13 protein-coding genes are annotated in these 14,092 nt (G+C 62.7%); 7 read left to right on the top strand and 6 right to left on the bottom strand.

The window, feature by feature from the left end; all coding sequences use genetic code 11:
* Nucleotides 1-27: 27 nt before the first annotated feature.
* The 3 genes from DKB74_RS05190 to DKB74_RS05180 all read right to left on the bottom strand — a co-directional run bounded on the left by DKB74_RS05190 (nucleotide 28) and on the right by DKB74_RS05180 (nucleotide 2,263).
* Nucleotides 28-723, bottom strand: coding sequence for a 2OG-Fe(II) oxygenase (locus DKB74_RS05190; RefSeq protein ID WP_239987377.1), 696 nt, complete (start codon nucleotides 721-723; stop codon nucleotides 28-30).
* A 79-nt stretch (nucleotides 724-802) separates the two neighbouring features.
* Entirely contained in the window at nucleotides 803-1,642 is an 840-nt protein-coding gene (locus DKB74_RS05185; protein ID WP_161956801.1) for an RcnB family protein, read from the bottom strand.
* 102 nt (nucleotides 1,643-1,744) lie between these two features.
* Nucleotides 1,745-2,263 (bottom strand): (2Fe-2S)-binding protein, encoded by a 519-nt coding sequence (locus DKB74_RS05180; protein WP_109806969.1) that lies wholly within the window; start codon nucleotides 2,261-2,263, stop codon nucleotides 1,745-1,747.
* A 78-nt stretch (nucleotides 2,264-2,341) separates the two neighbouring features.
* Here DKB74_RS05180 and DKB74_RS05175 point away from each other — a divergent pair, with 78 nt between their 5' ends.
* The gene (locus DKB74_RS05175) at nucleotides 2,342-3,142 is read left to right on the top strand and encodes a DODA-type extradiol aromatic ring-opening family dioxygenase (protein WP_109806968.1); all 801 of its coding nucleotides are present in this window, start codon (nucleotides 2,342-2,344) and stop codon (nucleotides 3,140-3,142) included.
* A gap of 18 nt (nucleotides 3,143-3,160) precedes the next feature.
* On the opposite strand, the gene DKB74_RS05170 is transcribed toward DKB74_RS05175, so the two are convergent.
* From DKB74_RS05170 to DKB74_RS05160, 3 genes are all read right to left on the bottom strand, one after another.
* Nucleotides 3,161-3,922, bottom strand: a complete 762-nt coding sequence (locus tag DKB74_RS05170; RefSeq protein ID WP_109806967.1) for a class II aldolase/adducin family protein — start codon at nucleotides 3,920-3,922, stop codon at nucleotides 3,161-3,163.
* Nucleotides 3,923-3,999: 77 nt separating this feature from the next.
* The gene (locus DKB74_RS05165) at nucleotides 4,000-4,431 is read right to left on the bottom strand and encodes a DUF3291 domain-containing protein (RefSeq protein WP_109806966.1); all 432 of its coding nucleotides are present in this window, start codon (nucleotides 4,429-4,431) and stop codon (nucleotides 4,000-4,002) included.
* A 56-nt stretch (nucleotides 4,432-4,487) separates the two neighbouring features.
* Nucleotides 4,488-5,891 (bottom strand): helix-turn-helix domain-containing protein, encoded by a 1,404-nt coding sequence (locus tag DKB74_RS05160; protein WP_109806965.1) that lies wholly within the window; start codon nucleotides 5,889-5,891, stop codon nucleotides 4,488-4,490.
* A 105-nt stretch (nucleotides 5,892-5,996) separates the two neighbouring features.
* Between DKB74_RS05160 and DKB74_RS05155 the strand changes: the two genes are divergently transcribed.
* The 6 genes from DKB74_RS05155 to DKB74_RS05130 all read left to right on the top strand — a co-directional run bounded on the left by DKB74_RS05155 (nucleotide 5,997) and on the right by DKB74_RS05130 (nucleotide 14,003).
* Nucleotides 5,997-7,523, top strand: coding sequence for an acyl-CoA carboxylase subunit beta (locus DKB74_RS05155; protein ID WP_109806964.1), 1,527 nt, complete (start codon nucleotides 5,997-5,999; stop codon nucleotides 7,521-7,523).
* Between the two features lie 217 nt (nucleotides 7,524-7,740).
* Nucleotides 7,741-8,178 (top strand): methylmalonyl-CoA epimerase, encoded by a 438-nt coding sequence (gene mce, locus DKB74_RS05145; protein WP_109806962.1) that lies wholly within the window; start codon nucleotides 7,741-7,743, stop codon nucleotides 8,176-8,178.
* Between the two features lie 97 nt (nucleotides 8,179-8,275).
* Nucleotides 8,276-10,417 carry a methylmalonyl-CoA mutase gene (gene scpA, locus DKB74_RS05140; RefSeq protein WP_109806961.1) on the top strand — a complete coding sequence of 714 codons (2,142 nt, stop codon included), beginning with the start codon at nucleotides 8,276-8,278 and terminating at the stop codon, nucleotides 10,415-10,417.
* A gap of 82 nt (nucleotides 10,418-10,499) precedes the next feature.
* On the top strand, nucleotides 10,500-11,561 hold the full coding sequence (bioB, locus tag DKB74_RS05135; protein ID WP_109807141.1) for a biotin synthase BioB: 1,062 nt from the start codon (nucleotides 10,500-10,502) through the stop codon (nucleotides 11,559-11,561).
* Nucleotides 11,562-11,643: 82 nt separating this feature from the next.
* Entirely contained in the window at nucleotides 11,644-11,958 is a 315-nt protein-coding gene (locus DKB74_RS18520) for a hypothetical protein (protein ID WP_145960903.1), read from the top strand.
* Complete coding sequence (locus DKB74_RS05130) at nucleotides 11,958-14,003, top strand: acetyl-CoA carboxylase biotin carboxylase subunit (RefSeq protein ID WP_109806960.1); 2,046 nt, start codon at nucleotides 11,958-11,960, stop codon at nucleotides 14,001-14,003. Before DKB74_RS18520 ends, DKB74_RS05130 begins: the two co-directional genes overlap by 1 nt.
* The last annotated feature ends 89 nt before the right edge of the window (nucleotides 14,004-14,092 follow it).

Raw genomic sequence — 14,092 nt, 5'->3', positions numbered from 1 at the left:
ATCGCGATCAGGGGAACGGCGCGCCGATCAATATGTCTTGAAGTCGGTGCGGATCCAGGCGGATTCGCGAAACCATTTGGTGATGATATATTTGGTGCCTTCGATCACCGCCATGCCTTCGTGCAGCGTATCGTAATTCGGCGATCCGTCGCGCAGCATGTTGTTCCAGGTGACGAGCATGCCCTTTTTCGGCGCGATGCGCAGGCCCGCGCGCGGGAACCATGTCGCGCCGCCTTCCTCGACATTGTTGAGGAAGATCATCGCCGTCCAGGTGCGCTGCCCGCCCTGTTTCTGCATCGCGGGCCAATATGGCTCGCCTTCATGGAAATAATCGCAATGCGCGCGGAATTGCTGGCCGGGCGCATAACGCTGTCCTTGCATCGTCTCGCCATTTTCGGGCGGGATGCCGAGCAGATGGGCGAGCCGTTCGTCGATCATGCGTACCTGGGGATCCCAACGGTCCAGATCGCAGCTTTCGCTTGTCCGGAATTCGGGATCCTCATGCCGCGAAAGCAGTGTCGACGGGCGGCGGTTGGCGTCGATCCGATCGATCAGCATCGCGCATTCGTCGTCGGTCAGATAGTCGGGGTAGAAATAAAGCTGCGCCTGATCCGTTTTCGCGCGGCGCAGGCCGGGCGTGGAATCGAGCCGCTTGGTGACGTCGCGGCTGATACGGGCGCGGGCCGATGCTGGTCGGCCGGTCTTTCGGAAAGCTTGAACCACGCGGTGCAAATTGCCTCGTCGGGCGTCGAATGCAAGCGATAACCCCGGGCACATCGCTGCGCCCGGGGTTGAAAGCCGCTTACCAGAAGATGTCGTATTCGACGTCGACGATCATGCCGTTGCGAATGTCGATCAGCAGCGCATCATTATAATAGCGCACCCAGCGATAGGGGCCATAGGCTGGCGGCAGGCGATAATAGATCGGGTCGTTGATCCAATAGTTCGGCGCGAACAGCATCGAACCGATGGTCAGGCCGATCGAGAAGCGCCGATAGCCGTAATTATAATTGCGCGGCGCGTAATATCGCGGCAGGCGATAGACGTTGCGGTGCGAATTGCGATAGTTGCGCCAGTTATACTGATGGTTCCGACGCCAGTCGCGCGACCAGTTGCGACGGTCGTCCCAGCCATGGCGATACCGCGCATCGTCCCGCCAGTCGTTATAGCGGCGCTGATTGTCGCGACGCTGTGCCTCGCGGGTATAGCGTGTGCGATCATCCTGTCGGTCGCGGCGATAGTCCTGACGGTTATCCTGGCGGTCGCGACGATATTCCTGGCGGTTGTCCTGGCGATCGCGGCGATAATCCCGACGGTCGCCGCTGCGGTCCTGCTGCGCCTGACGCGTATAGCGTTCGCGATTGTCCTGCTGGCGCTGGCGACGATCCTGGCGGTTGTCGTTCGCCTGCTGGCGATATTGCTGACGCTGCGGCGCGGTCTGCTGCGGCTGCGGACGGTTTTCCGGCAGGCGCTGCCGCTGGACGCGGTCCGGCCGCTGAGGCGCACGCTGAGCGCGTTGCGATCGCTGGCTGTCATGGCGTTCCTGTCGGGCGCTGTGATCGCGATCGCCGCGCTGTGCATAGGCCGAGACCGGAACCAGTGCCGTTGCGGCAATCAATGCCGCCACTAAAGTCTTTTTCATGAGTTCCTCCGCCGATCCGGCACACATCGCCGGCTCAAGTAAGGCTTTGGTACCAATTGCCAGATGAGCAGAGCCTGAATTACTCGGCAATCAAGCCGAAAGCTAACCACCAGAGTCAAAGCCGGGTGCGGGCGGACCATCGCTCCGTCCGCTTATGCCGCTGGATTCCCCGCGCGCGATTCGCCCGGCTTCGTTGATCGCCTCGACCAGCCGGGGATAAATTCCACAACGGCAGATATTGGGAACGGCGCTGCGGATGTCATCCTCGGACGGCGATCGATTGCCCGCCAGCAGCGCCGCAGCGGCCATGACGATGCCGGGTATGCAATAGCCGCATTGCGGAACGTTCGCCGCGATCAGCGCCTGCTGGACCGGATGGCTGCGATCCTCCGAAAGGCCTTCGATCGTCGTGACGAACGTGCCTTCCAGCGAAGCGATCGACATCTGACAGGCCGGTCGCGCGGCACCATCGACGATCACCGTGCACGCGCCGCATTCGCCGGTGCCGCATCCATATTTGGTGCCGGTCAGGTTCGATGCGTCGCGCAGCGCCCAGAGCAGCGGCGTTTCGGGGTCCATCTTATATTCGATGGGCTTGGAATTGACCGTGAAGCGAGTCATGCGGGTGTTTCTAGCCGCAAAGCTTTGCTTTTCGAAACCGGGATTGCGCAGTGGGGCCGCGCACCTGAATTATAAGCGATGAAGATGCCCACGCTTTTCGTGCCGCATGGCGGCGGTCCCTGCTTTTTCATGGATCCCGATGGCGGCCCGCCCGACCCGATGTGGCGCCCGATGCAGGATTATCTGGCCGGCCTGATTGCCAGCCTTGCCGAAAGGCCAAGGGCGATCCTGCTTATATCCGGACATTGGGAAGAGAATCTGGTCACTGTCCACACCGGCAACGGTCAGCCGCTCCTCTATGATTATTACGGTTTCCCCGAGCACACCTATCGTCTGCGCTGGGACGCGCCGGGTGCTCCCGATGTCGCCTTGCGCGCAAAGTCGCTTGTCGAGGCAGCCGGATTCGCGGTTGGTCAGGAAAGCGAGCGCGGCTGGGATCATGGCGTCTTCGTTCCAATGAAGGTCGCCGTGCCCGACGCCGATATTCCGCTCGCGCAAATGTCGCTGCGCAAGGATCTTGACCCTGCCGATCATATCGCGATCGGCCGCGCGCTTGCACCGTTGCGCGATGAAGGCGTGCTGATCGTCGGTTCGGGCATGAGCTTTCACAATCTGCGCGCGCGCGGTCCGCAGGTGACGGCGATTGCCGACGAATGGGATCGCGCCCTGACCGATGCGGTCACCGATCCCGATCCCGCGCGCCGCGCCGATCGGGTGACCGCATGGGATATGCTGCCGCACGCGCATTTCTCGCATCCGCGCGAGGAACATCTGCTGCCGCTGATGATCGCGCTCGGGGCAGGGGGCGATTCGCCCGCTGCGGTCGATTATCGTGGCGAGGTGCTCGGCTGGATCGTTTCGGGCTATCGCTTCGGATAGCCTGCTCCAGCCGGCGCCTCAGTTGCGCCAGCTGGTGTCGATCCGGTCGACCAGCCGCACCATCGCGTCGAAATCGGCCTTGCCGGGGCCGCCGGGAATCTGAACCTTCGAAATGTCGCGCTGATGCACGGCGAGCACTTCGTCGGGCACATGCACCGGCTGGCCCATCGACAGCGTCGCCATCTGGATCTCGCACGCACGCTGCAGCCCCCAGTGCATCAGGAACGCGGCGGGCAGCGTCTTGCCCATCACCAGGATGCCGTGGTTGCGCAGGAACATCGCGCGCTTGTCGCCCAGATTTTCGATCAGCCGCTGGCCTTCCTCCGCGCGCACGGTCACGCCCTCGAAATCGTGATAGGCGACCTGACCTATGAAATTGCAGGCATAGAAATTGATCGGTTGAAGCCCGCCCTCCAGCGCGCTGACTGCCATGCCCGCGGTGGTGTGCGTGTGCATCACGCAATGCGCGTCGGGCAAATGGCGGTGAAAGACGCTGTGCTGCGTAAAGCCCGCCGGGTTCACCGGATAGGGATTGTCGGTCAGCTTGTTGCCGTCAATGTCGATCTTGACCAGATTCGACGCGCAGACTTCGCTGAAATGCAGGCCATAGGGATTGATCAGGAACGCATTATCCTCACCCGGCACCTTTACGGTGATGTGGTTGTAGATCATTTCGTCCCAGCCGAGCATCGCGAACACGCGATAACAGGCGGCGAGTTGCTGCCGCGCTTCCCATTCGGCGTCGCTGACTTGCGGGCGGGCAATCGCTGCGGTGGCCATGGCATTTCTCCTGCGTTTATTGGTTGCAATATGCCACGCAGATCGGGGGCGCCGCAATCGGCTATGGTCTGGGTCGCTCAGCCCTTTGGGTTGATCGGAACGCCGTCGCCCGACCGGGGCGGGGCATAGGTCATGTCGGCGTGCGCGGCGGTGGGGCACGATAGCTTGGACGGACGCCCCTCGCGACGCATCCGCGTGTCGGCCTCTTGCCAGCCGGGCAGCGCCGTATGCTCCTGTTCCCAATGGGCAATGCTTGCTTCGTCGCACCAGTGCATCAGCTTGGGCATCACCTTCAGATGCGACCCGGATGCGATATAAGCCCTCATCGCCTCGCGATCGTCCCACAGGGTCGCGGTCCAGAAAGTCCGGTGGCGATCGGGAAGCAGCCGCCCCGCGCGAAAACCCAAGGCCGTCGCGGCCTGGCGCGTGGTGGCCATGGCATGCAGATAGAAGCCCGGCATGAACCGCCAGGAACGGACGCGCAGGCGCGTGATGCTGACGAACGGCATGGAAAGTCCCCGGTGCGATTACCGGCCCTTATTTTGTCTCTCGCAAAGGCCCGGGTCTAGCGAAAAACATAGGGGACGACGTCGCGCACGTCCGGGTCGATTTCGATGATCGATGCAGCGGGCGGGAAGGCGCGCTGGTCGCAATCGGTGCGCGGACAGATGCGGCAGGAGGTGCCGATCGGCGTCGCCGCACCGCTGGCGCTGAGCGCATCGGAATAGACGAAATCGTCGGCGTGGATTTCCTCGCACCCCAGCGCGACCGCATAGCGGCGCGGTGCGCGGGCGAAACGGCCCGACGGCTTCACCAGCCCTTTGGCCATCACCACATAGCGCGTGCCGTCGGGCATTTCGGCGCGTTGAACCAGGACGCGGTCGGGGATCGCCACCGCTTCGTGCACGACCCAGAGCGGGCAGGCGCCGCCGAAGCGCGCAAATTGCAGCCGCGTCGCCGAATGGCGCTTGGTGATGTTGCCCGCCATGTCGACGCGGCAGAAGAACACCGGCAAGCCGACATCGCCCGGCCGCTGCAGAGTCGAGAGACGGTGGCACGCCTGTTCGAAACTGACGCCGAAACGCTGGCGCAACCGGTCGATATCGTGCCGCACCGCCTGTGCCTGATTGCGGAACGCGCCATAGGGCATCAGCAGCGCGCCGGCGGCGTAATTTGCCAGCCCGACGCTCAGCAACTCGCGCGCGGCATCGGTCGCCAGTTCGGCATCCTTCGCCACCAGCTGCATTTCGTTGGGCAATTCGAGCCGCACGAGCAGATTGGCGAGCTGAAATGCGCGGCTTTCGGGCGGCAGGCCGTTGTTGAGGTGAAAGACGCGCTTGTCCTTGTCGAACCGGCTGAGGCCGGTGCCGTCGCTATCGTCGCGCTCGATCCCTACGGCGTGCCACAGCCGCAACCGGTCCTCGATCGCACGGTCGATCGGTTCATTGTCGGCGAGCGTTTCGCGCAGCACTTCGGCCGAACGGTCGAGCGCGTCGATATAATTGCCCTCGGCCTGAAACCAGTCGCGCACTTCTTCCCAGGGTAGCTGCGACCCTTCGGCGGCGCCGCTTTCGACGCGGTCGTCGAGCACGCGTAGCTGTTCCTGGCTGCGGCGATAGGCTTCATGCACTGCGATCAGCCGTCGGGCGAGCAGGGGTTGCTGCTCCATCGCGCGCTGCATCGCATCTTCATCGATCCGGTCGCGCGGCACGCTGACATCGGTCGCGGCCTCGACTGCGGCGCGGAGCACCGGCAGCTGGTCGTCGCTTTCGATATTCTCGAACGGAAATTCGCGCGCGATCGCCAGCAGCACCGGCGGCGTGATCGGACGGTCGTTATTCTCGATCTGCGAGAGGTAGCTGACCGAAATGCCCAGCCGTTCGGCCAGCACCGCCTGGCCGATGCTGTGGCGCGTGCGCAGGTCGCGCAGCTTATATCCGGCAAACAGCCGCTGGCGGGCAGGTTTCATGGGCACGGAGTATATTTGCAAACCTGCTAACAGCAAGTTTGCAACATTGCAGTTGCATCGCAGGCAGAGGATTGAAAGGGAAGGCGTTCCAATTCAGGAGGCGAGATGCTGGAAATCCTCGAAAAGCTCGAAGCACGGCGCGAGGCAGCGCGGGCAGGCGGCGGCGAAAAGCGCGTCGCGGGCCAGCATGGCAGGGGCAAGCTGACGGCGCGCGAGCGGCTCGACGTGCTGCTCGACCCCGGTTCGTTCGAGGAGCTCGACATGTATGTCGAGCATAATTGCGTCGATTTCGGCATGCCCGATCAGGTGGTGCCCGGCGACGGGGTGGTGACCGGATCGGGGACGATCAATGGCCGTCTCGTCTTCGTGTTCAGCCAGGATTTCACGGTATTCGGCGGCTCGTTGTCCGAGCGCCATGCGCAGAAGATCTGCAAGATCATGGACATGGCGATGAAGGTCGGCGCGCCGCTGATCGGCCTCAATGACTCGGGGGGCGCACGCATTCAGGAAGGCGTCGCCAGCCTTGCCGGCTATGCCGAAGTGTTTCAGCGCAATGTCCTCGCCAGCGGCGTGATCCCGCAGCTCAGCCTGATCATGGGCCCCTGCGCGGGCGGCGCGGTCTATTCACCCGCCATGACCGACTTCATCTTCATGGTGAAGGATTCGAGTTATATGTTCGTCACCGGCCCGGACGTGGTGAAGACGGTCACCAACGAAGTGGTGACGCAGGAAGAGCTGGGCGGCGCGGTGACGCACACCACCAAAAGCTCGGTCGCCGATGTCGCGTTCGAAAATGATATCGAAACGCTGCTCGCCGCGCGCGATTTCATCGACTTCCTGCCCGCGTCGAACCGCGAGGAAGTGCCCGAGCGGGAATGCACCGATCCCTGGGATCGCGCCGAACAGAGCCTCGACACGCTGATCCCGCCCAACGCCAATCAGCCATACGACATGCATGAGCTGATTTCGAAGACGCTGGACGATGGCGATTTCTTTGAGGTTCAGCCCGCCCATGCCGGCAATATCATCATCGGCTTTGGCCGGATCGAGGGACGCACGGTCGGCATCGTCGCCAATCAGCCGATGGTGCTGGCGGGCGTGCTCGACATCAATTCGTCGAAGAAAGCCGCGCGGTTCGTGCGTTTCTGCGACGCGTTCGACATTCCGATCGTCACCTTTGTCGACGTGCCGGGCTTTCTGCCGGGCGTCGGGCAGGAGCATAACGGCATCATCAAGCATGGCGCGAAGTTGCTCTTCGCCTATGCCGAAGCGACCGTGCCCAAGATCACCGTCATCACGCGCAAGGCCTATGGCGGCGCCTATGACGTGATGGCCTCAAAGCATCTGCGCGGTGACTTGAACTATGCCTGGCCGACTGCCGAAATCGCAGTGATGGGTGCCAAGGGCGCGGTCGAGATCATTTTCCGTGGGCGTACGCCAGAGGAAATCGCCGAAAAGACGAAGGAATATGAAGACCGCTTCGCCAACCCCTTCGTGGCGGCGAGCAAGGGCTTCATCGACGAAGTGATCATGCCGCACTCCACGCGCCGCCGCATCGCGCTCGGCCTCCGCAAGCTGCGCAACAAGCAGCTCGAGAACCCGTGGAAGAAGCATGACAATATTCCGCTGTAGAATATGACCGCTTTCTTCCCGCCTCTCTATCTCGCCTTGATGTGTGGCGGGATGGCGCTCAGCCTCCTGTTTCGGAAGGAGCGAACCGTACGCATGGGTATCGGTATCGGCGAGACGTCATACCGATGGTTGTGGTGGACGGGCGTGATCGGTGGAACGGCGGGCTTTCTCCTCTTCGGGATAGATTTTGTGCTCCGCATTTCGGGAGTGGTTTGAAATGAAACTAGGCCGTCTCAATCATATCGGCGTCGCGACGCCCGATCTCGACGCTTCGATCGCGCATTATCGCGATGTCATGGGCGCGAGCGACATTACCGAGCCGTTCGTGCTCGAAAGCCAGAAGGTGCGCGTCTGCTTCGTCAACACGCCCGGCGAGAACGGCACGGCGGGGACGCAGATCGAGCTGCTCGAACCCACCGATCCCGACAGCGCGGTCGGCAAATGGATCGCGAACAATCCGCTCGGGGGGCAGCATCATATCTGCTACGAAGTGCCCGACATTCACGAAGCCAAATCGTGGTTCGAAAGCAAGGGCAAGCGCGTCCTGGGCGAACCGCGCATCGGCGCGCACGGCACGCTGATCTTCTTCGTTCACCCCAAGGATATGGGCGGGCAGCTGACCGAAATCATGGAAACGCCCAAAGAAGCGCATTGAACCGACGCCCGTTCGTCCCGAGCGAAGTCGAGGGACGTGCGGCACGCGCAGCGCGAAGTGTCTCGACTGCGCTCGACACGAACGGATGGATTGCAGGATGACCGACAAACCCACGCGCGACGATTGGAAGGCGCTGGCCGACAAGGAAGTGAAGGGACGTGACCTGACCTGGCACACGCCGGAGGGGATCGATGTCGCGCCGCTCTATACCGCCCAGGATAATGCGGGCTGGGACCCCGGCCTGCCGGGTTTCGCGCCGTTCACGCGCGGGGTGAAGGCGTCGATGTATGCCGGGCGCCCCTGGACGATCCGTCAGTACGCGGGTTTTTCGACCGCCGAAGAATCGAACGCCTTCTATCGCCGCAACCTCGCGGCGGGGCAGAAGGGGCTTTCGGTCGCCTTCGATCTCGCCACCCATCGCGGCTATGACAGCGATCACCCGCGCGTGACGGGGGATGTGGGTAAGGCAGGCGTCGCGATCGACAGCGTCGAGGATATGAAGATCCTTTTCGATCAGATCCCGCTCGACCAGATGTCGGTGTCGATGACGATGAACGGCGCGGTGATCCCGTGCCTCGCTTTCTACATCGTCGCGGCCGAGGAACAGGGCGTATCGCCCGATCAACTGACCGGAACCATTCAGAACGACATTCTGAAGGAGTTCATGGTCCGCAATACGTACATTTATCCGCCGCAGCCGAGCATGCGGATCATTTCGGACATTTTCGCATATACCGCGAATAACATGCCGAAATTCAACAGTATTTCGATTTCCGGCTATCATATGCAGGAAGCCGGGGCGACGCAGGTTCAGGAGCTTGCCTTCACCATCGCCGACGGCATCGAATATGTGAAATATGGCGTCGCATCGGGGCTGGATATCGACAAGTTCGCCGGGCGGCTGAGCTTCTTTTTCGCGATCGGCATGAACTTCTTCATGGAAGTGTCGAAGCTGCGCGCCGCGCGCACGCTCTGGTACAATGCGATGACCAAGCTGGGCGCGCAGAGCGACCGGTCGAAGATGCTGCGTACCCATTGCCAGACTTCGGGCGTGTCGCTGACCGAACAGGACGTCTACAACAACGTCATCCGCACCACGATCGAGGCGATGGCGGCGATGCTGGGCGGCACCCAGTCGCTCCACACCAACGCGCTCGACGAAGCGATCGCGCTGCCCACCGATTTCTCCGCGCGCATCGCCCGCAACACGCAGATCATCCTGCAGGAAGAAACCGGCATGACCAATGTCGTCGATCCGCTCGGCGGCAGCTATTATGTCGAGGCGCTGACCCAGGAACTGGTCGAAAAGGCGCAGGAAATCATCGACCGCGTCGAAGCCGAAGGCGGCATGGCCAAGGCCGTTGCGGCGGGCTGGCCCAAGAAGATGATCGAGGAAGCCTCCGCAGCCCGCGCCGCGCGCGTCGATCGCGGCGAGGACACGATCGTCGGCGTCAACAAATACCGCCCGGCGCAGGATGAAGAGATCGAAATTCTCGATGTCGACAACCACGCCGTCCGCCAGTCGCAGATCGCCCGCATTCAGAAGATGAAGGCGAACCGCGACGAGGCGAAATGTCGTGCCGCGCTCGATGCGTTGCGCGAGGGGGCGAAGGGTGACGGCAACCTGCTCGCGCTCGCCGTCGACGCCGCGCGCGAACGCGCGACGCTGGGCGAAATCAGCTCGGCGATGGAGGATGTGTTTGGCCGCTATGACACGATGCCGCAGCCGGTGAAGGGCATTTATGGCGGTGCGTACAAGGACGATCGCAAATGGGAGGCGCTGCAGGAAGGCGTTGCGGCCACCGAACGCCGGATGGGCCGCAAGCCGCGCATGTTCGTCGCCAAAATGGGGCAGGACGGGCATGATCGCGGCGCCAATCTGGTATCCTCGGCGTTCGGCGATCTGGGCTTCGACGTCACTGCCGGGCCGCTGTTCCAGACACCGCAGGAGGCGCTCGAACTCGCGCTCGAACGCGATGTCGACGTCATCGGCGCGTCGAGCCTTGCGGCGGGGCACAAGACGCTGATCCCCGAACTGATCAAGCTGCTCGAGGATGCGGGCCGCAGCGATATCAAGGTAGTGGCCGGCGGCGTGATTCCGCCCAAGGATTACCAATATCTCCGCGACGCGGGCGTGCAGGCGATTTTCGGTCCCGGCACCAATCTGGTCGAAGCGGCGGAGCAGGTCCTCCGCCTGCTCGGCCACAATATGCCGCCGATGGATGAGGCCGCGGAGTGACGGCGCCTCTTACGGCCGTCACCCTGAACTTGTTTCAGGGTCCACCGTGCAACGAGCGCGGGAATAGTGAATGGAGCAGTGGATGCTGAAACAAGTTCAGCATGACGAAGCTAGGAATGGTGTTGCCACTATGCGTACCGACTGGACCCGCGAAGAAATCGCCGACCTGTTCGATCTGCCGTTCGGCGAGCTGCTGTTCCGCGCGCAGACCGTGCACCGCGCGCACCATGCGCCCGATCAGGTGCAGCTCTGCACGCTCTTGTCGATCAAGACCGGCGGCTGCCCGGAAGATTGCGGCTATTGCTCGCAATCGGCGAGCGCCGACAGCGGCGTCAAGGCGACCAAGCTGATGGACGTCCGCGCGGTGCTGCAATCGGCGGCGCAGGCGAAGGATGCCGGATCGCAGCGTTTCTGCATGGGCGCGGCGTGGCGCAATCCCAAGGAGCGCGACATGCCCGCGATCGTCGAGATCGTGAAGGGCGTCCGCGCGATGGGCATGGAAACCTGCATGACGCTGGGCATGTTGTCGCCCGATCAGGCGGCGCAGCTCAAGGAAGCGGGGCTCGATTATTACAACCACAATATCGACACTTCGCCCGAACGTTATGCCGAGGTGATTACCACGCGGACATTCGAGGAGCGGCTCGATACGCTCAGCAATGTCCGCAATGCCGGGATCAATATCTGCTCGGGCGGGATTGTCGGGATGGGCGAGAGCCGCAGCGACCGCGTCGGCTTCATCCATGCGCTGGCGACGCTCGAACGCCACCCGGAAAGCGTGCCGGTCAATGCGCTGGTGCCGGTCAAGGGCACGGTGCTGGGCGACATGCTCGCCGATACGCCGCTTGCCAAGATCGACGATATCGAGTTCGTCCGCACCGTCGCGGTCGCGCGCATCACCATGCCGATGTCGATGGTGCGGCTGTCCGCCGGTCGCGAGAGCATGAGCGAAGCGACGCAGGCGCTCTGCTTCCTGGCCGGCGCCAATTCGATCTTCACCGGCGACAAGCTGCTGACCGCCGCCAATGCCGGCGACGACGCCGACGGCGCGCTGTTCACCAAGCTGGGCATCACGCCGCTCAAGGGTGAAGAGCCGATGCGCGCGGGTTGTGGTTGTGCGCCGCAAATGGAGGCGGCGGAGTGATCTTCCCGGCGTCCCTTGTAATAGCCACACGCTGCGCGGTTCGAGCGGCTTCCGGGCAACTTTACTACGGCTGGGAGTCCTGATGATTTCCGGGCGCTTCTGGTGGGTGGCATCATCCGCGCTGGTGTTAGCTCTGACGGCCTGTAATCTAGATCGCCGAGCCGATGAGGCTGTTGCAGTCGGCACGGCAGCGCAAATGGATGACGCTATTAAAGCTGCCAGAGACTGTGCGATTCCGGCTGTCCGATCCGATCCGCTCGACGACGAGCAGGTGCTTCTTCTTATTTCCTCGAATAGCTCCGCCGAGGCAAGGTCATGCCTTTTTTCGTGGTTTCGCAAAAATATGCCCGACGCAGAGCTGACGCCACAAAAACGTAAGATGATCGGAATCGATTGATGTTCAAGAAAATCCTGATCGCCAATCGCGGCGAAATCGCATGCCGCGTGATGCGGACCGCCAAGCGGATGGGGATCGCTACGGTCGCCGTTTATTCGGACGCCGATGCGCGCAGCCCGCATGTGCTGATGGCCGATGAGGCAGTGCATCTCGGCCCGCCGCCCGCCAGCGAAAGCTATCTGCTCGCCGACAAGATCCTTGAAGCGGCAAAGGCGACCGGTGCCGACTGCATCCATCCCGGCTATGGTTTCCTGTCCGAGCGTGAGAGCTTTGCCAGGGCGTGCGCCGACGCCGGCATCGCCTTTGTCGGACCGCCGCCCAAGGCCATCGCCGCAATGGGCGACAAGATTGAGTCAAAGAAGCTCGCCAAAGAAGCGGGCGTCAATGTCGTGCCAGGCTTTGTCGGCGAAATCCGCGATACCGAACATGCCGTCGAGATTTCGAACGATATCGGCTATCCGGTGATGATGAAGGCTTCGGCCGGCGGCGGCGGCAAGGGGATGCGGCTCGCCTGGTCCGAACAGGACGTCCGCGAGGGCTTTGAAGCGACCAAGCGCGAAGGGCTTGCCAGCTTTGGCGACGATCGCGTGTTCATCGAAAAGTTCATCGAAAGCCCGCGCCATATCGAAATTCAGGTGCTCGGCGATCAGCACGGCAATGTCCTGTATCTGGGCGAGCGCGAATGCTCGATCCAGCGCCGCCACCAGAAAGTGGTCGAGGAAGCGCCGTCGCCTTTCGTCAGCCCCGAAATGCGCAAGCGCATGGGTGAACAGGCAGTCGCGCTGTCCAAGGCGGTCGGATATTTCAGTGCCGGCACGGTCGAACTGATCGTATCGGGCGCCGATACGACGGGCGAAAGCTTCTACTTCCTCGAAATGAACACCCGGCTTCAGGTCGAGCATCCGGTTACCGAATGCATCACCGGGCTCGATCTGGTCGAACAGATGATCCGGGTCGCGGCGGGCGAGAAGCTGGCGTTCGCGCAGGACGATGTGAAGCTGAACGGCTGGGCGATCGAAAATCGCGTCTATGCCGAGGATCCGTATCGCAATTTCCTGCCCTCGACCGGGCGTCTGGTGCGCTATGCTCCGCCCGAAGCGACTGGCACCGATTACAGCCAGCCTTTCACGCTGACGCCCGACGCACCCGGCTATACCCGCGTCGACGATGGCGTGGCCGAAGGCGGCGAAGTGTCGATGTTCTATGACCCGATGATCGCCAAGCTGGTGACCTGGGCGCCGACGCGCGATGAAGCGGCGGACCTGCAGATCGCGGCGCTTGACCGGTTCCGGTTGGAAGGCGTCGGCAACAATATCGATTTCGTCTCCGCGATCATGCAGCATCCGCGTTTCCGCGAAGGCGCGTTGACCACCGGCTTCATTGCCGAGGAATATCCCGACGGTTTCCACGGCGCGGCGACGTCGCCCGAAATGCTGCGCAAGCTGGCTGCGGTGGCAATGGTCGTCGATCTGGCACAGGCCCAGCGCGCCGCGACGATATCGGGTCAGTTGGCGGCGGGATCGATCAATCTGTCGCCCGAGCGGGTCGTCACGATGGACGGCGAGAAATTCGCGCTTTCGGTCGCGGGCGGCGACAGCGGCCTGCTGGTCGATTTCGGCGGGGGGCAGGCCATGGAAGTTGTCGGCGACTGGCGGCCAGGCGAGCCGTTCTTCGCCGCGACGATCGACGGCGAACCGCTCACCGTTGCAGTAAAGCCCGTTCGTGCAGGCTGGAAACTCACCGCGCACGGCGCCAGCCATGTCGCCAAGGTGTTCAGCCCGCGGATCGCCGAACTGGCCAAGCACATGATCGAAAAAATCCCGCCGGACATGAGCAAGTTCCTGCTGTGCCCGATGCCCGGCTTGCTGACTGCGCTGCATGTCGGCGTCGGGGACAAGGTGGAGGCGGGGCAACCGCTGGCGGTGGTCGAGGCGATGAAGATGGAAAACATCCTCCGCGCCGAAAAGACCGCCGTGGTGAAGTCCGCCAACTTCGCGCCGGGAGACAGTCTGGCCGTGGACGCTGCGATCCTCGAATTCGAATGAGGAAGGGGAGGGCGCCGGTCGGTTCCGGCGTCCTGCCTATAAGGCGCAAGCGCACGCGATCCGCCTGACATCATAAGCACCGGTGCCCG

It is taken from the genome of Stakelama portus, assembly GCF_003171655.1.
Lineage (GTDB): Bacteria > Pseudomonadota > Alphaproteobacteria > Sphingomonadales > Sphingomonadaceae > Sphingomonas > Sphingomonas portus.
Note: the sequence above shows the minus strand (reverse complement) of the source record. Positions and strands in the feature narration are given on the sequence as shown.